The organism is Serratia sp. NPDC087055, from assembly GCF_044900985.1.
Classification (GTDB): Bacteria; Pseudomonadota; Gammaproteobacteria; order Enterobacterales; family Enterobacteriaceae; genus Serratia.
Window position 1 is genome coordinate 77,458 of record NZ_JBJDOG010000005.1, and the last position, 17,780, is coordinate 95,237.

18 protein-coding genes are annotated in these 17,780 nt (G+C 53.6%); 13 read left to right on the plus strand and 5 right to left on the minus strand.

The window, feature by feature from the left end:
• Positions 1–61 precede the first annotated feature (61 nt).
• Positions 62–940, minus strand: a complete 879-nt coding sequence (nadK, locus tag ACI2J2_RS19975) for an NAD(+) kinase (protein WP_209638573.1) — start codon at positions 938–940, stop codon at positions 62–64.
• A gap of 124 nt (positions 941–1,064) precedes the next feature.
• On the opposite strand from nadK, the gene grpE reads away from it, so the two are divergent.
• Complete coding sequence (gene grpE, locus ACI2J2_RS19980; protein ID WP_037422128.1) at positions 1,065–1,637, plus strand: nucleotide exchange factor GrpE; 573 nt, start codon at positions 1,065–1,067, stop codon at positions 1,635–1,637.
• A gap of 52 nt (positions 1,638–1,689) precedes the next feature.
• Here the strand turns inward: grpE and ung are convergent, their stop codons facing one another.
• A complete protein-coding gene (ung, locus tag ACI2J2_RS19985; protein WP_209638570.1) occupies positions 1,690–2,373 on the minus strand; it encodes a uracil-DNA glycosylase in 684 nt (227 codons plus the stop codon).
• A gap of 344 nt (positions 2,374–2,717) precedes the next feature.
• Here ung and grcA point away from each other — a divergent pair, with 344 nt between their 5' ends.
• The 3 genes from grcA (at position 2,718) to ACI2J2_RS20000 (ending at position 5,007) form a co-directional block, all read left to right on the plus strand.
• The gene (gene grcA / locus ACI2J2_RS19990) at positions 2,718–3,101 is read left to right on the plus strand and encodes an autonomous glycyl radical cofactor GrcA (protein WP_020828267.1); all 384 of its coding nucleotides are present in this window, start codon (positions 2,718–2,720) and stop codon (positions 3,099–3,101) included.
• Positions 3,102–3,293: 192 nt separating this feature from the next.
• Positions 3,294–4,256: a phospholipase gene (locus ACI2J2_RS19995; protein WP_404760699.1), complete on the plus strand. Its 963-nt coding sequence runs from the start codon at positions 3,294–3,296 to the stop codon at positions 4,254–4,256.
• A complete protein-coding gene (locus tag ACI2J2_RS20000) occupies positions 4,249–5,007 on the plus strand; it encodes an ankyrin repeat domain-containing protein (RefSeq protein ID WP_404760700.1) in 759 nt (252 codons plus the stop codon). The genes ACI2J2_RS19995 and ACI2J2_RS20000 overlap by 8 nt, the downstream gene beginning before the upstream one ends.
• Positions 5,008–5,067: 60 nt before the next feature.
• Here the strand turns inward: ACI2J2_RS20000 and srmB are convergent, their stop codons facing one another.
• The gene (gene srmB / locus ACI2J2_RS20005; protein WP_037422118.1) at positions 5,068–6,393 is read right to left on the minus strand and encodes an ATP-dependent RNA helicase SrmB; all 1,326 of its coding nucleotides are present in this window, start codon (positions 6,391–6,393) and stop codon (positions 5,068–5,070) included.
• Positions 6,394–6,492: 99 nt separating this feature from the next.
• On the opposite strand from srmB, the gene ACI2J2_RS20010 reads away from it, so the two are divergent.
• Complete coding sequence (locus ACI2J2_RS20010) at positions 6,493–7,275, plus strand: tRNA1(Val) (adenine(37)-N6)-methyltransferase (protein ID WP_245210037.1); 783 nt, start codon at positions 6,493–6,495, stop codon at positions 7,273–7,275.
• Positions 7,276–7,314: 39 nt separating this feature from the next.
• Here the strand turns inward: ACI2J2_RS20010 and nadB are convergent, their stop codons facing one another.
• On the minus strand, positions 7,315–8,916 hold the full coding sequence (nadB, locus tag ACI2J2_RS20015) for an L-aspartate oxidase (protein WP_404760701.1): 1,602 nt from the start codon (positions 8,914–8,916) through the stop codon (positions 7,315–7,317).
• Between the two features lie 213 nt (positions 8,917–9,129).
• On the opposite strand from nadB, the gene rpoE reads away from it, so the two are divergent.
• From rpoE to rseC, 4 genes are read left to right on the plus strand one after another with little or no spacing between them, the layout of a single operon-like run.
• Positions 9,130–9,705 carry an RNA polymerase sigma factor RpoE gene (gene rpoE / locus ACI2J2_RS20020; RefSeq protein WP_012146382.1) on the plus strand — a complete coding sequence of 192 codons (576 nt, stop codon included), beginning with the start codon at positions 9,130–9,132 and terminating at the stop codon, positions 9,703–9,705.
• Positions 9,706–9,735: 30 nt separating this feature from the next.
• A complete protein-coding gene (rseA, locus tag ACI2J2_RS20025) occupies positions 9,736–10,389 on the plus strand; it encodes an anti-sigma-E factor RseA (protein ID WP_037422105.1) in 654 nt (217 codons plus the stop codon).
• Entirely contained in the window at positions 10,389–11,345 is a 957-nt protein-coding gene (gene rseB, locus ACI2J2_RS20030; protein WP_037422102.1) for a sigma-E factor regulatory protein RseB, read from the plus strand. The genes rseA and rseB overlap by 1 nt, the downstream gene beginning before the upstream one ends.
• A complete protein-coding gene (rseC, locus tag ACI2J2_RS20035) occupies positions 11,345–11,821 on the plus strand; it encodes a SoxR-reducing system protein RseC (RefSeq protein WP_209638561.1) in 477 nt (158 codons plus the stop codon). The genes rseB and rseC overlap by 1 nt, the downstream gene beginning before the upstream one ends.
• Here the strand turns inward: rseC and ACI2J2_RS20040 are convergent.
• The gene (locus ACI2J2_RS20040; protein WP_404760702.1) at positions 11,818–12,657 is read right to left on the minus strand and encodes a hypothetical protein; all 840 of its coding nucleotides are present in this window, start codon (positions 12,655–12,657) and stop codon (positions 11,818–11,820) included. The genes rseC and ACI2J2_RS20040 overlap by 4 nt on opposite strands.
• A gap of 542 nt (positions 12,658–13,199) precedes the next feature.
• Between ACI2J2_RS20040 and lepA the strand changes: the two genes are divergently transcribed.
• From lepA to era, 4 genes are all read left to right on the plus strand, one after another.
• Positions 13,200–14,999, plus strand: coding sequence for a translation elongation factor 4 (gene lepA, locus ACI2J2_RS20045; protein ID WP_209638458.1), 1,800 nt, complete (start codon positions 13,200–13,202; stop codon positions 14,997–14,999).
• A gap of 32 nt (positions 15,000–15,031) precedes the next feature.
• A complete protein-coding gene (gene lepB / locus ACI2J2_RS20050; protein WP_209638456.1) occupies positions 15,032–16,009 on the plus strand; it encodes a signal peptidase I in 978 nt (325 codons plus the stop codon).
• Positions 16,010–16,191: 182 nt separating this feature from the next.
• Positions 16,192–16,872 carry a ribonuclease III gene (gene rnc / locus ACI2J2_RS20055; RefSeq protein WP_037422087.1) on the plus strand — a complete coding sequence of 227 codons (681 nt, stop codon included), beginning with the start codon at positions 16,192–16,194 and terminating at the stop codon, positions 16,870–16,872.
• Positions 16,869–17,777 (plus strand): GTPase Era, encoded by a 909-nt coding sequence (era, locus tag ACI2J2_RS20060; protein WP_209638454.1) that lies wholly within the window; start codon positions 16,869–16,871, stop codon positions 17,775–17,777. Before rnc ends, era begins: the two co-directional genes overlap by 4 nt.
• The last annotated feature ends 3 nt before the right edge of the window (positions 17,778–17,780 follow it).

Below are 17,780 nucleotides of genomic sequence, written 5' to 3' on the forward strand. Positions count from 1 at the left end.
TAACTGTAGTTTCATACAGTATAAACTGGTTTTATATACAGTAAAGAGGCTGGCGCAATTTTTAGAATAATTTTTTTGACCAACCGAGCTTGGTGCTTAACGTATTGAAATAGCTGTAGTCCTTCGGATGAATAAGATTCAAATGGAAATCACTACGGCGTATCAAAACCTCTTCACCTTCCTGAATAGGCAGCGCGATTTGACTGTCGCAGCTGATTTCCAGATCGCTACCAATTTGTGAAAACTTCAATCGGATAGTGCTGTTGCCGTTGATCACCAGCGGGCGGGCCGAAAGGGTGTGCGGGAACATCGGCACCAGCGCAATGGCCTCCAGCGACGGCGTCAGGATCGGCCCACCGGCGGAAAGCGAGTAGGCGGTCGAACCGGTCGGCGTAGCGATAATCAGGCCATCGGAACGTTGCGAGAAGGCAAAGCGATCGTCGATATACACTTCGAACTCAATCATGTGCGCCACTTTGCCGGGGTGCAGTACCACTTCGTTGATGGCGGTGCTGATACGGCACTGTTGGTTCTCTTTGTGCACGATGGTTTCCAGCAGGAAGCGCTGTTCATCGATGTACTCGCCTTCCAGCACGTCGGCCAGTTGCTGCAATGCGTTATCGGGATCGAGATCGGTCAGGAAACCGAGATTGCCGCGGTTAACACCGATCACTTTAATATCGTAACGGGCCAATACGCGCGCAGCGCCAAGCATATTGCCGTCACCGCCAACGACCACGGCCAAATCGGCCTTTTGGCCAATATCGGCCAGGCTACCGGTTACGGCGTCTTTTAGCCCCAAATCCTGGGCAATCTGCCGTTCAACCATCACTGAATAGCCTCGGGCAACCAGCCAGTGAAATAACATCTCATGCGTTGCCAGCGCCGAAGGGTGACGCGGGTGGCCAACAATGCCAATACAGCCGAATTTTTTATTCATTGTTGTGATTTTCCTCACCGGGACCAGTTTATGCCCCACATTGTGACCGGTTGACTTGAAACCCCGGTTTTGATCCCCATAATAAGCCAAGTTGCGAGATTAATGCTAAAACGCGGAGATATTCATGAGTAGTAAAGAACAGAAGACGCCAAACGAGCAAGTCTCGGAAGAAATGGAACAGCAGGAAGCCCTGCCGGAAGCGGCTGAGGGCGTCGATCTGCGGGATGAGCGCATTGCTGAGCTGGAAGCTCAACTGGCCGAATCCCAGCAGCATGAACGCGACAGCCTGCTGCGTGCCAAAGCGGAGATGGAAAATGTTCGTCGCCGTACTGAACTGGATATCGAAAAAGCGCACAAATTTGCGCTGGAGAAATTCTCCGGCGATCTGTTGCCAGTGCTTGATAACCTGGAACGCGCGCTGGAAATGGCGGATAAAAACAATCCGGAACTGACAGCGATGATCGAAGGTATCGAACTGACGCTGAAGTCCCTGCAGGACGTCGTGCGTAAGTACGGGATCGAAATTGTTGGTGACATTAACGTGCCGTTCAACCCGGACGTGCACCAGGCCATGAGCCTGATGGAATCAGCCGATCACCAGCCAAACCATGTCATGATGGTGATGCAGAAAGGCTATACGCTGAATGGCCGTCTGTTGCGCCCAGCGATGGTTGCGGTTTCCAAAGCCAAGGCTTAAGCGAAATTAAGTAAAGAAAAGGCACCCTCGGGTGCCTTTTGTGCATCTGGTGTTATGCCTGTGGCAGTCGGGGCATCCAGTCGATAGGTTTTAACCCCTGCTGCTCCAACAATTGGTTGGTTTGCGAAAAGTGGTGACAGCCGAGAAAACCGCGATGGGCGGACAGGGGTGAAGGGTGTGGCGCTTTCAACACATGGTGGCGGTTACGATCGATAAAGTTGCCTTTCTTCTGGGCATGCGAACCCCACAGCAGGAATATCACGCCTTCGCGGTTTTCGTTCAACGCCGCAATCACTCTGTCGGTAAAGGTTTCCCAACCAAGCTTGGCGTGGGAGTGCGCCTGGCCACCTTCCACGGTTAATACCGTATTCAGCAGCAGCACTCCCTGTTCCGCCCAGCTTTGCAGGCAGCCATGATTAGGGCGTTCAAAACCAGGGATATCCGTCGCCAGTTCTTTATACATGTTCACTAACGAAGGGGGGGCGGGAACGCCGGGCAGTACGGAGAAAGACAAGCCGTGCGCCTGATTCGGGCCGTGGTAGGGATCCTGACCGAGAATCACCACCTTCACGTCCGCCAGTTCGGTAAAACGGAACGCGTTGAACACATCTTTTTGCGGTGGGTAAATGGTCTTACCGGCCTGACGTTCAGCAGCAACAAAGGCAAGCGTTTCATGAAAATAGGGCTGCTCTTTCTCCTTGCCGATGACGTCATGCCAGGTGAGGGAGGTGGACATAAACGCTCTCCTTTGTTTTCGTTAACAATTCACTGGGCATAGCTTACCGTTTAGCTTCACACAGTGAAACCCGCTTTTATTTTTACGTTACTGTGGTGAATGCAAAAATTTTTGAAAATTTACAAAAATAATTGCGGTGCGCTTTATGGGGAAAATTGACATAAAACATAAACTTGCCCACTTGTGCCCTGTGGGTGCCCCGTAAAAATTGACTTAAATCAAAGAATTGCCCACTCCAGGCTGGTATACAGAACAACAAGACAACAATGGTTTTACCAAATGGCCGAAACCAACATTGGGTTTTTTCGACGTAGAATTTTTCGCCCTTGTACGGAGGCAACAAAATGATTACTGGTATTCAAATTACTAAAGCAAACGACCAGGCGCTGGTGAACTCTTTCTGGCTGCTGGACGATGAAACATCAGAAGCTCGCTGTGTTTGCGCCAAAGCGAACTATGCGGAAGACCAGGTTGTACCGGTCAGCGAACTGGGCCAGATCGAGTACCGTGAAGTGCCGCTGGAAATGCAATCTACCGTGCGCGTAGAAGGCGGTCAGCACCTGAACGTAAACGTACTGCGCCGCGAAACGCTGGAAGATGCGGTGAAGCACCCAGAAAAATACCCGCAATTGACCATTCGTGTGTCTGGCTATGCGGTGCGTTTCAACTCGTTGACGCCAGAACAGCAGCGTGACGTGATTACACGTACCTTTACAGAAAGCCTGTAATTACCCGTATTGTTGACAAGGGAGCTTCGGCTCCCTTTTTTATGTGGTGGTCGAAACCGGACAGAAAGTGAATCCGGATCACATTCCTTGCAAAGATAACCGCCTGCATTACAGAACTGCTCCGACCTGCCGATAGCTACAACAGCACACATAAGGTGCGCTAATTAATAAGTCTATCGACAAGGAGTCGGCATGAGTATGTCTTTGAGCTTTACCTCTGCGGTCAGTCCCTCGGCTATTCAGCTCCCGCCAACACGCACGGCACAGGAACCGCTGAATGCTCCCCAACCTGTTGAATCCACCCCGGTAAACGCCCCCGCGACCACAGTGTCGTCGCACACTGTAAATGCACAGAATCTACTGAATACGCTGGTGAGCGACATGTCGGTAACGGCGCCGGCTGCAGCGCATTCGGGCGTGACGCGTGGTCAGCAATCGCAACAAGGGGATTACACGCTAGCGCTGTTGGCCAAAGACGTTTACAGCACCACTAGCCAGGGTGTTGACGGGTTCAGCCGCTTGAGTGACAGCGCCTTGCTCGGCGCGGGTATTGATCCTGCCAGCCTGCATGACACAGCATCGGGTTTTCAGGCTGGGATCTACAGTGACAATCAACAGTACGTATTGGCCTTTGCGGGCACCAATGATATGCGCGACTGGCTAAGCAATGTACGCCAAGCGACGGGGTATGATGATGTGCAGTACAATCAGGCCGTCGCGGTCGCTAAGAGTGCCAAGGCGGCGTTTGGCGATGCGTTGGTCATTGCCGGCCATTCACTGGGTGGTGGCCTTGCGGCAACGGCGGCGCTGGCGACGGGCACGGTGGCGGTTACCTTTAACGCTGCGGGAGTGTCCGATTACACGTTGAACCGTATGGGGATTGATCCAGCTGCAGCAAAACAGGATGCGCAAGCCGGCGGGATCCGTCGTTATAGCGAACAATATGACATGCTGACCGGGGCACAGGAATCCACTTCGCTAATCCCTGATGCCATAGGACATAAAATCACGCTGGCCAATAACGACACCTTAAGCGGTATTGACGACTGGAGACCGAGCAAACATGTCGATCGCAGCCTGACGGCGCACGGTATCGACAAGGTCATCAGTTCGATGGCGGAGCAAAAGCCATGGGAGACCAAAGCCAATGCCTGACGGGCGGCGGGCATGGTGGCAGGCGGTGATGATTGCCATACTGGCGCTGATCGCGATTGTCGGTTTACTGATGATGGCTAAGGGACAACAGATGAATCAGGATATGACCCCGTTCAACGGGCACAGCAATGCGGCATTGGCTCAGGCCGTTGCACGTGGCGATGTAAAGGGTATTGCTGAACAGGCAACGCAGGCGCGTTTGCATGAGCAGGGCGATCATCAGGTCACCCTGTTGCAGTGGGCAATACTGTCACAACAACCGCAAAGCCTAAGCGCGTTGTTGGCGCTGGGGGCAGATGCTTCTACCCCGGGTTTGGATGGAAACAGCGCATTGCATACGGCTGCGGCAGTGCAAGACCCACAGTATCTGCGCTTGCTGTTGGCTTGTGGTGTGCCGGTTAACCTACGTCATGCGGTAACCGGGGCCACGCCATTGGCCGTTGCGGTATTGGCGGGAAGGGAGGAGCAACTGCGACTGTTGCTGGTGTCCGGTGCGGATGTCACGCTAAGCGATCGGCTAGGGGATACCCCTTTGCACGTAGCGGCAAAAATCAATGCACCGCAATTGGCGCTGATGCTGTTGCAGGCAGGGGCGGATGCCAAAGCCCGTAATCAGCAAGGGATGACTTTCCAGTTCTATTTCTCGCAGACGCCGACGGCATTGCAGAATGAGGAAATGCGCGATCGTTATCATCAACTGAATACGTGGCTGAAAGCCCATCAGCAGGCAACGCATTATACGCAGCTATAAACGGGCATAAAAAAACCGCCTTCAGATAACTGGAGGCGGTTTTTATTTACAGCGACGGCATTACTTCGCGCCGTTGTCTTCAGGTTTGGCCTTTGGCTGGCGGCGTTTGCCGACGTTTTTCGCATCGCGATGACGCACTTTTACCTTGGCTTTTTCTTTGTTCTTCTCTTTGTCGGCGGCACGTTTGGCAATTACCTTCTTCGACGGCTTGCCGTTGCTTTTCTCGCTTGGCACTTTGGTCGACGGTCGCAGCTCTTCGATGACCCGTGCTTTCAATGGCTCGTTCAGGTAACGCCCGACTTTGCCCAGCAGCAGGTGGTCATGTGCTTCAACCAGCGAGATTGCCGTCCCCTTGCGCCCAGCACGACCGGTTCGGCCAATGCGGTGCAGGTAGGTGTCTGCGGTGCGCGGCATATCGAAGTTGAACACGTGGGTGATATCCAGGATATCCAGACCACGGGCAGCAACGTCGGTCGCAACCAGCACGTTGACGCGGCCATCCATCATGCGTTTTACCGCTTCGTTACGCTTGGCCTGCACCATTTCGCCTTCGAGGTAGCAGGTATTGATACCCGCCTCGCGCAGCCAGGCCGCCAGCTCATGTACACGTTCACGTTTACGCACGAAGATGACGGATTTCTGTACGTCCGGTTGTTGCAGCAAATGCACCAACAGGGCGGTTTTATGCTGCACGTCGTCGGCACGGTAGTACCACTGCAGGATCTTTTTGCGTTCGCGGCGTGATGGATCCGCTTCGACTTCTACCGGCTCTTTCAGAATGCGCTCGGCGAATTCGCGGATAGCATCGCCTTCCAACGTTGCGGAGAACAGCAACGTCTGGTTACGCCAGCGCGTCTCGGCAGAGATCGTTTCGATGTCCTGTGCGAAGCCCATGTCAAGCATGCGGTCGGCTTCATCGAGGATCAGTGTCTCTACTGCGCGGCAGTCAAAGTTTTCTTCTTTAATGTATTGCAGCAGACGACCAGTGGTGGCGACGACCACGTCCTGGTTTTCGCTGAAGACTTCCGCGTGGTTCATGTACGCGACGCCGCCAGTAATGGTGGCGATATCCAGCGAAGTATGAGCAGCCAGTTCACGTGCCTGATCGGCTACCTGCATCGCCAGCTCGCGCGTCGGGGTGAGGATCAGTACGCGCGGTGGCCCGGACTTCTTGCGTGGGAAGTCGAGCAGATGCTGCAATACCGGCAGCAAAAATGCGGCGGTCTTGCCGGTGCCGGTTGGCGCCGAACCCAATACGTCGCGCCCATCCATCGCAGGCGGGATCGCCTCGGCTTGAATGGCGGTTGGGCGTTCGTAGCCTTTATCGCGCAGGGCGTTTATCAGGCGTTCATCGAGTTCGAGCTCGGAAAAATTGGTTACTGTCATGGTCTACCTCTACTTGGGGCGCCGATTATAGACGGGTTGGCCGCTTTCTTCACCTATTTAAGCGGAAAGCATCTCTTTTCCCAAAAATCAGATTGCCTTATGCTACGCCAGTTTTGTATCCAGGTGGTTATTGTGAGCACTCAATCGAAAGCGAATTTTACGCCACGTCGCGGTGGTTTTACCTTTAAACAATTTTTTGTTGCTCACGATCGCTGCGCAATGAAAGTGGGCACGGACGGTGTGCTGCTGGGGGCATGGGCGCCGTTGGCACAGGCACAGCGAGTGCTGGATATCGGCAGTGGCAGCGGATTAATTGCGCTGATGCTGGCGCAACGTTCAAGCGACAGCGTGCTGATCGACGCGGTCGAGCTTGATGAGGCGGCAGCGGGTCAGGCACGTGATAACGTTTTGGCATCACCGTGGTCGCCGCGTATTGAGGTGCATGCGCAAGACATTCACGATTTCGCGCAGCATCATGCCGGTGAATACGATTTGATCGTCAGCAATCCGCCGTATTTTGAGCCGGCGGTCGCCTGCCGCGATCAGGCACGCCACAATGCACGTTATACGGAAACCCTGACCCACGATGCCTTGTTGGCCAGTGCAGAACAGTTGCTCGCGCCGAGCGGGGCTTTTTGCGTGGTGTTGCCGCATGATATTGGTGAAGCTTTCGAAACCAATGCGCATGAGCGAGGTTGGTACACAGCGCAGCGGCTGAATGTCAGCGATCGCGCAGATACGCCGTTGCACCGGGTATTGTTGGCCCTGACGCGTCAGCCGACGGATGCAAATGTAGAGCAGAAGCTGGCAATTAAACTGGCTGATGGCAGCTATACGGATGATTTTCGCCGTCTGATAACTGATTTTTATCTGTTTTACTGAAATGAAAAAGGCGCCATTTCGGGCGCCTTGGTAAAACTTTTAGGGTTGCAGGATGGTCGGTAGCGCTTCCGGCAGCAGATCCGGGTAGTCCAGCGTATAGTGCAGCCCGCGGCTTTCTTTGCGTTCCATAGCGCTGCGGACGATCAATTCCGCCACCTGCACCAAATTCCGCAGTTCCAGCAAATTGTTGGAGATACGGAAGTTTGCGTAGTACTCGTCAATTTCCGCCTGCAGCGTATTGATACGGCGCAGTGCGCGCTCCAGGCGTTTGGTCGTGCGCACAATCCCCACGTAGTCCCACATAAACAGCCGCAGCTCATGCCAGTTGTGTTGGATCACGACCCGTTCATCGGCATCGTCTACGCGGCTTTCATCCCACTGGGGGAGTTGCTTCGCCAACGTGATAAACGGCAGACGCATCTTGATGTCCTCCGCCGCGGACCAACCATAGACCAGGCATTCCAGCAAGGAGTTGGACGCCATACGGTTAGCACCGTGCAGACCGGTGTAGCTGACTTCTCCAATGGCGTACAACCCGTCGAGATCGGTACGGCCGTGCTGATCAACCATAACGCCGCCACAGGTGTAGTGCGCTGCAGGGACGATGGGGATCGGTTGTGTGGTGAGATCGAAACCCAGCGTCAGCAGTTTTTCATGGATCATTGGGAAATGCTGAGTAATGAATTCAGCCGGTTTATGGCTGATGTCCAAATACATGCAGTCGGCACCCAGACGTTTCATCTCGTGATCGATGGCGCGCGCAACGATGTCACGCGGTCCCAGTTCGCCCCGTGGGTCAAAATCGGGCATGAAGCGGCTGCCGTCCGGGCGCTTGAGGTAGGCACCTTCACCGCGCAATGCTTCGGTCAGCAGGAAGTTGCGTGCCTGCGGATGGAACAGGCAGGTTGGGTGGAACTGGTTAAATTCCAGGTTGGCGACCCGGCAACCAGCTCGCCAGGCCATGGCAATGCCGTCGCCAGAAGAAATATCCGGGTTGGTGGTGTACTGGTACACCTTGGCGGCACCGCCGGTAGCCAGCACGACCGTCTTGGCGCGGTAGGTTTCTACCTGTTCCAATTCACGGTTCCAGACATAGGCACCGACAACCCGGCGCGTGCCTGGTAGGCCAATTTTGTTTGATGTGATCAGATCAACCGCATTGCGGCGTTCCATCACGCAAATATTCGGGTGGTTGCTTGCTTTCCCTACCAGGGTGGTCTCTACTTCTTTACCTGTGGCGTCGGCGGCATGCAGAATACGGCGGTGGCTATGTCCACCTTCTCGTGTCAGGTGGTAATGTTCTTCGCCCTGAGCGTTGATTTCAGTGTCGAACAAGACGCCCTGATCGATCAACCATTGCACGCAGTGGCGCGCATTGCCGGCGATAAACTCAACGGCGTCTTTGTCACACAGGCCGGCTCCGGCAATCAAAGTGTCATCAACGTGTGAGGCAATGCTGTCCGTTTCATCGAAAACCGCGGCGATCCCGCCTTGGGCATAAAATGTGGCGCCTTCGTTGAGAGGCCCCTTGCTGAGTACGGTAACCTTGCAATGCTGCGCCAGACGCAACGCCAATGACAGGCCTGCAGCGCCGCTGCCGACAATCAGTACATCGCTAACATGTTCAGATGATGGTTGCATAACGTATGATGTGTGCAGAAGAAGAGTGAAATTCATGTTAGCCTAATTGTCCGGGCAAAAGCCACGGATGGGTGACATCAACATAAAAAACAATGGCAATACGGAACTTCGTGTTCTGTATGAACTCCAAGCGAGTGCTTGCTCAGGAAAATCATGTATGGCTGGCAGTACAATTTTACGCGTGGAGACGGATTTGGGGAGAGTTTACCTCGGATGAGCGAGCAGTTAACGGATCAAGTTCTGGTTGAGCGGGTCCAAAAGGGCGATCAGAAGTCGTTTAACTTACTGGTAATTCGTTACCAGCACAAAGTTGCGAGCCTCGTTTCCCGGTATGTGCCACAAGGCGATGTGCCTGATGTGGTGCAGGAGTCGTTTATTAAAGCCTATCGCGCACTGGAATCGTTCCGTGGGGATAGCGCTTTCTATACCTGGTTGTATCGAATTGCTGTGAATACGGCAAAGAATTATTTGGTTGCTCAAGGTCGTCGTCCGCCATCGAGCGATGTGGATGCCAACGACGCCGAAAATTACGAAAGTGCGGGCGCACTAAAAGAAATTTCGAACCCTGAGAACTTAATGTTGTCAGAAGAGCTGAGACAGATAGTTTTCCGTACCATTGAGTCTCTCCCTGAGGATCTTCGCATGGCGATTACCCTGAGGGAGCTGGATGGTCTAAGCTACGAAGAGATAGCTGCCATCATGGATTGCCCGGTCGGAACCGTACGTTCGCGTATTTTCCGCGCCAGGGAGGCTATCGATAATAAAGTTCAACCGCTGATTCAACGTTAGCAATGGCGGACACAGGAAGGGTACTTAGACATGCAGAAAGAAAAGCTTTCCGCTCTGATGGATGGAGAATCGCTCGACAATGAGCTGCTGAGTTCATTGTCTAAAGACAGAGCGCTTCAACAAAGCTGGCAGAGCTATCACCTGATACGTGACACACTACGGGGTGATATCGGACAAGTGATGCATTTCGATATCGCAGATCGTGTAGCTGCTGCGTTAGAGAAAGAACCGGCACGCCTGGTTCCTTCTGCAGTTCCGGAATCTCAGCCGCAGCCACATACCTGGCAGAAAATGCCGTTCTGGGACAAAGTCCGTCCTTGGGCCAGCCAGATCACACAGATTGGCATGGCGGCCTGCGTGTCGCTGGCAGTGATTGTAGGCGTACAGCAATACAATCAACCGGCTGCACAATCTGGTGCCGCTGAATCACCGGCATTCAATACCCTGCCGATCATGGGGCAGGCGTCACCGGTTAGCCTTGGCGTACCGGCAGACAGTTTCTCAACCGGCAGCGGTCAACAGCAGCAGGTGCAGGAACAACGTAAACGCATTAACGCTATGCTGCAAGATTATGAGTTGCAACGCCGTTTGCATTCCGATCAGCTGCAGCTTGAGCAAAGCACACCACAACAGGCTGCCGTCCAGGTTCCTGGAACCCAGTCTTTAGGAATGCAACAGCAGTAATGAAGCAACTTTGGTTCTCCGTCTGTCTATTGACGGGCAGCCTGCTCTACTCAAACATCGCCCCGGCGCAGCCCACTGCGTCCGGGGCGTTGTTACAACAGATGAGCAGTGCTAGCCGTTCGCTCAATTATGAACTCGCCTATATCAGCATTAGCAAGCAGGGGATCGAGTCGCTGCGTTATCGTCATGCGGTGATCGACCAGCAGCCTCTTGGTCAATTGCTGCATATGGATGGCCCACGTCGCGAAGTGCTGCAACGCGGTGGTGGGATCAGCTATTTTGAACCCGGTCTGGAACCCTTTACGTTATCTGGCGATCATATCGTCGATGCGTTACCGGCCATTGTTTATGCTGATTTCAACCGTCTGGCGAAATACTACGACTTCATCTCCGTTGGCAGCACGCGTATTTCCGATCGTCCTTGTGAAGTCCTCCGCGTGGTTGCACGCGATGGTTCTCGCTATAGCTATATTGTCTGGATGGACGAAGATACCAAGCTGCCGCTGCGGGTGGATCTGATCGATCGCGACGGCGAAACGCTGGAGCAATATCGGGTGATTTCGTTCGTGGTTGGGCCGCAAGTGCAAAGCGCCATGCAGGGGCTGATCAAGGCTAACCTGCCGCCGTTGCTGTCACTCCCGGCTGTAGAGAATATCAAGTTGGGGTGGAGTACGGGCTGGCTACCGGCCGGGGTTGATGAGGTCGCGCGCAACCGCCGTAAATTGCCTAATGTGTCGGAACCTGTTGAGTCGCGGCTATATAGCGATGGCTTGTTCAGTTTCTCGGTCAATGTCAGTCCCGCGGGCAGCGGTGCTGGCCAGCAGTATTATCGCCAGGGCCGGCGGACTATCCAGACCGAAGTGCGCAGCGGCAACGAGATCACCATCGTTGGCGAACTGCCGCCAGCGACGGCCAAACGTATTGCTGACAGTATTTCCTTCAAGGTATCACCATAATGATGAAAGAGTGGGCCACGGTGGTTTCGTGGCAGCAGGGTGTGGCGCTGCTGCGTTGTGAGCCGAAAGCAGGATGTGGCAGTTGCACCGCCCGCTCAGGTTGTGGCGCACGTGCATTGAATGAACTGGTGCCGGAAACCGAACACCAACTGCAAGTGCGTATCGAGCAACCACTCGAGCCGGGTCAGCGGGTTGAGGTGGGCATTGCCGAAGGCAGTCTGTTACGTTCGGCAATGCTGGTTTATTTGACGCCGTTGCTGGGTATGATGCTCGGCGGCAGTGTGCTGCAATATTGGTTGGGTACCGATGCTTCAGCCGCGCTTGGCGCACTGCTTGGTGGCGGCGCGGCCTTTATGTTGGCGCGCAGCCTGGCGCATCGCCTCGGCGAGCAAGCCAATTACCAACCCATCGTTCTGCAAATTGGTTTACCGCCTGGGGCTATGCGCCTGCAAACGGACAACGAACCTCTGCGTTAAAACGGCTGCCGCGTCATCGCCGGGTTATGGTAGGCGGGGATGCGGTTGTAGATCATGTGCTCCAACAGTGCCATAAACAGATCGGCACTGATCAGCGAAAAATAACCTATTGTAAACAATGTATTGCCCTGGTTATCCAGCAGGTGAATGGTGCCGCGTTGCGGGTTATTTTCCATTTCGCGTATCTGTTCTATCGGAATTGCCCCCTGTGAGGTGATCAGCGCTGTCGCACTTAGCCGTAGCGTTTGAGCTGATTGCCCTTTCCGGTAACCAGGAAACATATGGTTCAACCAACGCGCCCCGCAGCGGAGGTAGTGAAAGGACAGCACCTCCCCTTGGTAGAGGGCATTTAACGCCTGTGGCCCGCGTTGCTGGATCTGCTGATTGATAATAGTATCCGCCAGCCGCCAGGAATGAGACAGATTGCTGAAGACCGGGCACCAAGGCTGATCGGCTGAGGTGCGAAATGCCATCACATCGAACAATCCGCCAAACAGACGCCCCCCTCGGAAACGATAAATATCCTCAATTTTTTCAAAGGGGATAAACCGTTCTTTGTGGCTATGGTCGTTAATCACCCGAACACCTTGTTCGTACAGGCGATAGGTTAGCGCTGGCCGCAGATAGTGGCGCAGCGCCAGCAAAATACAGCCGAGTAAAATAGTGGCTGCGCCGGTTTGCAGTAAGGTCAGAACCGCATTTTCATCCATATTGCTCAGCAGGGGCAGCAATATCAGCGCCGCCCCTGTGGTTAATAGCAGCGCTGCGGCTGCCAGAATGCCCCAATTGACCTTTGAAAAATCGTGCCGGCTCAGCATTTGCCCTTTATCGATCATTGTGCACCTTCCAATCAACATGCAGAGATATGCTGGTGAACCCCGCTGGGCGTGCCGATGTAGTGCCCTGAATTATGTTTTATCGCGGTGTTCACCCCCATTTCTATAGAAGCCGTTGAGAAGCGTATATGGGTTTTTTCCTAAACCCCTCGGGTCAAATTACAATTCTAAGATATTGATACGGATATTATTTTATCCAGAATTAGGAGCGGGTTTATTGCGTTATTTGCGGTTATGTATTAACGCGGGATCCTGACGATAGCCCCTGAGGGAAGGGAGGCGGTATGGGCTGCTGAAACTTAGCGTTATAACGGCGTTGGGTTTTGTTAACATCCGCTTTCATAACCCGGAGCGCTCTGTAACATTAAAGTCTACATAATAGAATGCCTTCACTGCACCGATCGCTAGGTTTTCAGTGTTGTGACATGTAGAATGCAGCGATTCAGGCGCAAGACGGCCGAACCCATTCACTGTCGCTTTAGGTCCATGCGGGTTTCTATAGGCGAGTAATTCAGAAATACCAAGGCAGAAAAACTTTTATAATGAAGCATATACGAAATTTCTCCATTATTGCCCACATTGACCACGGTAAGTCGACGCTGTCCGACCGTATTATCCAAATTTGCGGTGGCTTGACTGAACGTGAAATGGCTGCGCAGGTGCTCGATTCTATGGATCTGGAGCGTGAGCGTGGCATTACCATTAAAGCCCAAAGCGTGACGCTGGACTATAAAGCGCTAGACGGCCAAACCTATCAGCTCAACTTTATCGACACGCCAGGGCACGTTGACTTCTCCTATGAAGTTTCTCGTTCACTGGCCGCTTGTGAAGGTGCACTGCTGGTGGTTGATGCCGGGCAGGGCGTAGAAGCTCAGACGTTGGCTAACTGCTACACCGCGCTGGATATGAATCTGGAAGTGGTGCCGGTACTGAACAAGATTGACTTGCCGGCTGCCGATCCCGATCGCGCTGCGCAGGAAATTGAAGACATCGTGGGTATTGATGCGACCGACGCAGTGCGTTGCTCGGCCAAGACCGGCGTGGGTGTACCCGACGTTCTGGAACGTCTGGTGCGCGATATCCCAGGGCCAGAAGGCGATCCAGACGCGCCATTGCAGGCATTGATCATCGACTCTTGGTTCGATAACTACCTGGGCGTTGTTTCCCTGGTGCGTGTCAAGAACGGCACCATGCGTAAGGGCGACAAGATCAAGGTCATGAGCACCGGCCAAACCTATAATGCCGATCGTCTGGGTATCTTCACGCCAAAGCGTGTTGATCGTGACGTATTGAACTGCGGCGAAGTAGGCTGGTTGGTTTGTGCTATCAAAGACATTCTTGGCGCGCCGGTAGGCGATACCCTGACGTTGGCACGTCAGCCGGCAGACAAAGCCTTGCCAGGTTTCAAAAAAGTGAAGCCACAGGTTTACGCGGGTCTGTTCCCAATCAGCTCTGACGACTATGAGTCCTTCCGCGATGCGTTGGGCAAACTGAGCCTGAACGACGCCTCCCTGTTCTATGAGCCAGAGAGCTCCACCGCGTTGGGCTTCGGTTTCCGCTGTGGCTTCCTTGGCCTGCTGCACATGGAGATCATCCAGGAACGTCTGGAACGTGAATACGATCTGGAGCTGATCACCACCGCACCGACGGTAGTGTATGAAGTGGAAACCACCAGCAAAGAGACTATCTACGTTGATAGCCCGTCCAAGCTGCCTCCGCTCAATAATATCGAAGAGTTGCGTGAACCGATCGCCGAATGTCACATGCTGATGCCGCAGGAATACCTGGGCAGTGTGATTACCCTGTGTATCGAAAAGCGTGGCGTGCAGACCAACATGGTTTATCACGGTAACCAGGTTGCGCTGACTTACGAAATCCCGATGGCGGAAGTGGTGCTCGACTTCTTCGATCGCCTGAAGTCCACCTCCCGTGGCTATGCGTCGCTGGATTACAACTTCAAGCGGTTCCAGACCTCCGACATGGTGCGCGTCGACGTGCTGATCAACAACGAGCGCGTGGATGCGTTGGCGTTGATCACTCACCGTGACAATGCGCAGTATCGCGGTCGCGAACTGGTCGAGAAGATGAAAGAGCTGATCCCACGCCAGCAGTTCGATATTGCCATCCAGGCCGCTATCGGTACGCATATCATCGCGCGTTCAACGGTGAAACAGCTGCGTAAAAACGTGTTGGCAAAATGCTACGGCGGTGACGTTAGCCGTAAGAAAAAACTGCTGCAGAAACAGAAAGACGGTAAGAAACGCATGAAGCAGGTGGGTAACGTTGAGTTGCCACAAGAGGCGTTCCTGGCCATTCTGCACGTTGGCAAAGACAGTAAGTAACAGCGACAAGTTCGCGTAACTAGGGAGTTTGCATGGCGAATATGTTTGCCCTGATCCTGGCACTGGCAACGTTAGTCACCGGGATCATTTGGGCCTTTGAGCGCTTCAGATGGGCGCCGGCTCGCCGGGCGAAAATTGCGGCGGTGAATGCACAAACTGCAGGCGCTGTAGACGATAAAACGTTGGCGAAAGTGGCGAAGCAGCCAGGCTGGGTTGAAACCGGTGCATCCGTTTTCCCGGTATTGCTGTTGGTCTTTGTGGTGCGTTCGTTTATTTACGAACCCTTCCAGATCCCGTCGGGCTCAATGATGCCGACGTTGTTAATTGGCGATTTTATTCTGGTGGAGAAATATGCTTACGGCATTAAAGATCCTATTACCCAGACGACGCTAATTGAAACCGGCCATCCGAAGCGTGGTGATATTGCGGTATTTAAATATCCATTGGATCCAAAGCTGGATTATATCAAACGCGTCATTGGCTTGCCGGGCGACCGTGTAAGTTACGATCCCGTCAATAAGCGTGTGACCGTCCAGCCTTCGTGTAATAGCGGTCAATCATGCGATACCGCATTGGCGGTGACTTACAACGATGCGCAACCGAGCGACTTTGTGCAGCTGTTTAGCCGCAGCGGCATGGGCGAGGCCAGCAACGGCTTCTACCAGATTCCGTTGAGCGACAATGTGCCGCAGGGTGGCATCCGTCTGCGTGAGCGTCAGGAAACGCTGGGGACTGTTTCTCACCATATTCTGACCGTGCCGGGCACGCAGGATCAGGTGGGGGCTTATTACCAGCAGCCAGGTAAACCGCTGGCGGAGTGGGTTGTGCCTGCGGGTCATTACTTCATGATGGGTGATAACCGCGACAACAGCGCTGACAGCCGTTATTGGGGCTTCGTACCGGAGAAAAATCTGGTGGGTAAAGCCACGGCTATCTGGATGAGTTTTGAAAAGCAGGAAGGCGAATGGCCTACCGGCGTAAGATTTAGCCGCATCGGTGGAATTCATTAATCAGGCGTCTATTAACGCAGCATTATATTTCCACTCGTTGTAGAATACCGGCTCGAGCGATAAAAAGTTGGCTCCCTGTTGGGAGCCACTGCAAACGAAACAGCTTTGGATTGGCTTTCGGCGAAGCAGGCCTGTTCCGTATGCTGCAAGTTTTTGACGCATTCTTGATCTATTGGTAACTCATGAACCCCATCGTAATAAATAGGCTGCAGCGGAAGCTGGGCTACACTTTTCAACAGCAGGAGCTCTTACTGCAAGCGTTAACTCACCGTAGCGCCAGCAGTAAACACAATGAACGTCTTGAGTTTCTGGGTGACTCTATTCTTAGTTTTGTCATCGCCAACGCGCTCTACCATCGTTTTCCTCGCGTAGACGAGGGCGATATGAGCCGCATGCGTGCCACGCTGGTGCGTGGTAATACGTTGGCGGAGATGGGACGCGAGTTCGATCTGGGAGAATGTCTGCGTCTGGGCCCGGGTGAGTTGAAAAGCGGTGGGTTCCGCCGCGAATCAATCCTGGCGGACACGGTAGAGGCATTAATTGGCGGCGTGTTCCTGGATAGCGATATCCAAACTGTTGAACGACTGATTTTGGACTGGTATCGCAGCCGGTTGGACGAAATCAGCCCTGGTGATAAGCAGAAAGATCCAAAAACCCGTTTACAGGAGTTTTTGCAAGGTCGTCATCTGCCGTTACCTTCTTATCTGGTGGTGCAGGTTCGCGGTGAGGCGCACGATCAGGAGTTTACTATCCACTGTCAGGTGAGTGGTTTGAGCGAACCCGTCGTGGGAACAGGCTCAAGCCGCCGTAAAGCTGAACAGGCGGCAGCGGAACAAGCGCTGAAAAAGCTGGAGCTTGAATGAGCGAAGAAAAACAATACTGTGGTTTTATCGCGATAGTCGGTCGTCCCAACGTGGGCAAATCCACGTTGCTGAACCAACTGTTGGGGCAAAAAGTCTCCATCACCTCGCGTAAACCGCAGACGACCCGTCACCGCATCATGGGTATCGACACCGATGGCGCCTATCAGGCGATTTACGTCGATACCCCGGGTCTGCACATCGAAGAAAAACGCGCCATCAACCGTTTGATGAACCGCGCAGCCAGCAGCTCAATCGGCGACGTCGAGCTGGTGATCTTCGTTGTGGAAGGAACTAACTGGACCCCTGATGATGAAATGGTGGTCAATAAGCTGCGTAGTTTGAAATGTCCGGTACTGCTGGCGATCAACAAGGTCGACAACGTTACCGACAAATCCAAACTGTTGCCGCATATCGCGTTCCTTAGCCAGCAGATGAACTTCCTCGACGTGGTGCCAATCTCTGCCGAGAAAGGCATGAACGTGGACACTATCGCGGCTATTGCACGCAAGTTATTGCCGGAAGCGGAACACCACTTCCCGGACGATTACATTACCGATCGTTCCCAGCGTTTTATGGCGTCGGAAATCATCCGTGAAAAGCTGATGCGTTTCCTGGGTGAAGAACTGCCTTACTCTGTGACGGTTGAGATCGAACAGTTTGTACCGAACGAGCGCGGTGGTTACAACGTACACGGTCTGATTCTGGTCGAGCGTGAAGGCCAGAAGAAAATGGTCATCGGTAACAAAGGTGCGAAGATCAAAACGATCGGCATCGAAGCCCGCCAGGATATGGAACAGATGTTTGAAACCAAAGTGCATCTGGAACTGTGGGTGAAAGTGAAATCGGGCTGGGCGGATGACGAACGTGCGCTGCGTAGCCTGGGCTATACCGACGATCTGAAATAACCT

Coding starts and splice junctions, on each gene's coding strand:
- nadK (WP_209638573.1), bottom strand. CDS start 940: ATGAATAAAAAATTCGGCTGTATTGGCATTGTTGGCCACCCGCGTCAC.
- grpE (WP_037422128.1), top strand. CDS start 1,065: ATGAGTAGTAAAGAACAGAAGACGCCAAACGAGCAAGTCTCGGAAGAA.
- ung (WP_209638570.1), bottom strand. CDS start 2,373: ATGTCCACCTCCCTCACCTGGCATGACGTCATCGGCAAGGAGAAAGAG.
- grcA (WP_020828267.1), top strand. CDS start 2,718: ATGATTACTGGTATTCAAATTACTAAAGCAAACGACCAGGCGCTGGTG.
- ACI2J2_RS19995 (WP_404760699.1), top strand. CDS start 3,294: ATGAGTATGTCTTTGAGCTTTACCTCTGCGGTCAGTCCCTCGGCTATT.
- ACI2J2_RS20000 (WP_404760700.1), top strand. CDS start 4,249: ATGCCTGACGGGCGGCGGGCATGGTGGCAGGCGGTGATGATTGCCATA.
- srmB (WP_037422118.1), bottom strand. CDS start 6,393: ATGACAGTAACCAATTTTTCCGAGCTCGAACTCGATGAACGCCTGATA.
- ACI2J2_RS20010 (WP_245210037.1), top strand. CDS start 6,493: ATGCTACGCCAGTTTTGTATCCAGGTGGTTATTGTGAGCACTCAATCG.
- nadB (WP_404760701.1), bottom strand. CDS start 8,916: ATGCAACCATCATCTGAACATGTTAGCGATGTACTGATTGTCGGCAGC.
- rpoE (WP_012146382.1), top strand. CDS start 9,130: ATGAGCGAGCAGTTAACGGATCAAGTTCTGGTTGAGCGGGTCCAAAAG.
- rseA (WP_037422105.1), top strand. CDS start 9,736: ATGCAGAAAGAAAAGCTTTCCGCTCTGATGGATGGAGAATCGCTCGAC.
- rseB (WP_037422102.1), top strand. CDS start 10,389: ATGAAGCAACTTTGGTTCTCCGTCTGTCTATTGACGGGCAGCCTGCTC.
- rseC (WP_209638561.1), top strand. CDS start 11,345: ATGATGAAAGAGTGGGCCACGGTGGTTTCGTGGCAGCAGGGTGTGGCG.
- ACI2J2_RS20040 (WP_404760702.1), bottom strand. CDS start 12,657: ATGATCGATAAAGGGCAAATGCTGAGCCGGCACGATTTTTCAAAGGTC.
- lepA (WP_209638458.1), top strand. CDS start 13,200: ATGAAGCATATACGAAATTTCTCCATTATTGCCCACATTGACCACGGT.
- lepB (WP_209638456.1), top strand. CDS start 15,032: ATGGCGAATATGTTTGCCCTGATCCTGGCACTGGCAACGTTAGTCACC.
- rnc (WP_037422087.1), top strand. CDS start 16,192: ATGAACCCCATCGTAATAAATAGGCTGCAGCGGAAGCTGGGCTACACT.
- era (WP_209638454.1), top strand. CDS start 16,869: ATGAGCGAAGAAAAACAATACTGTGGTTTTATCGCGATAGTCGGTCGT.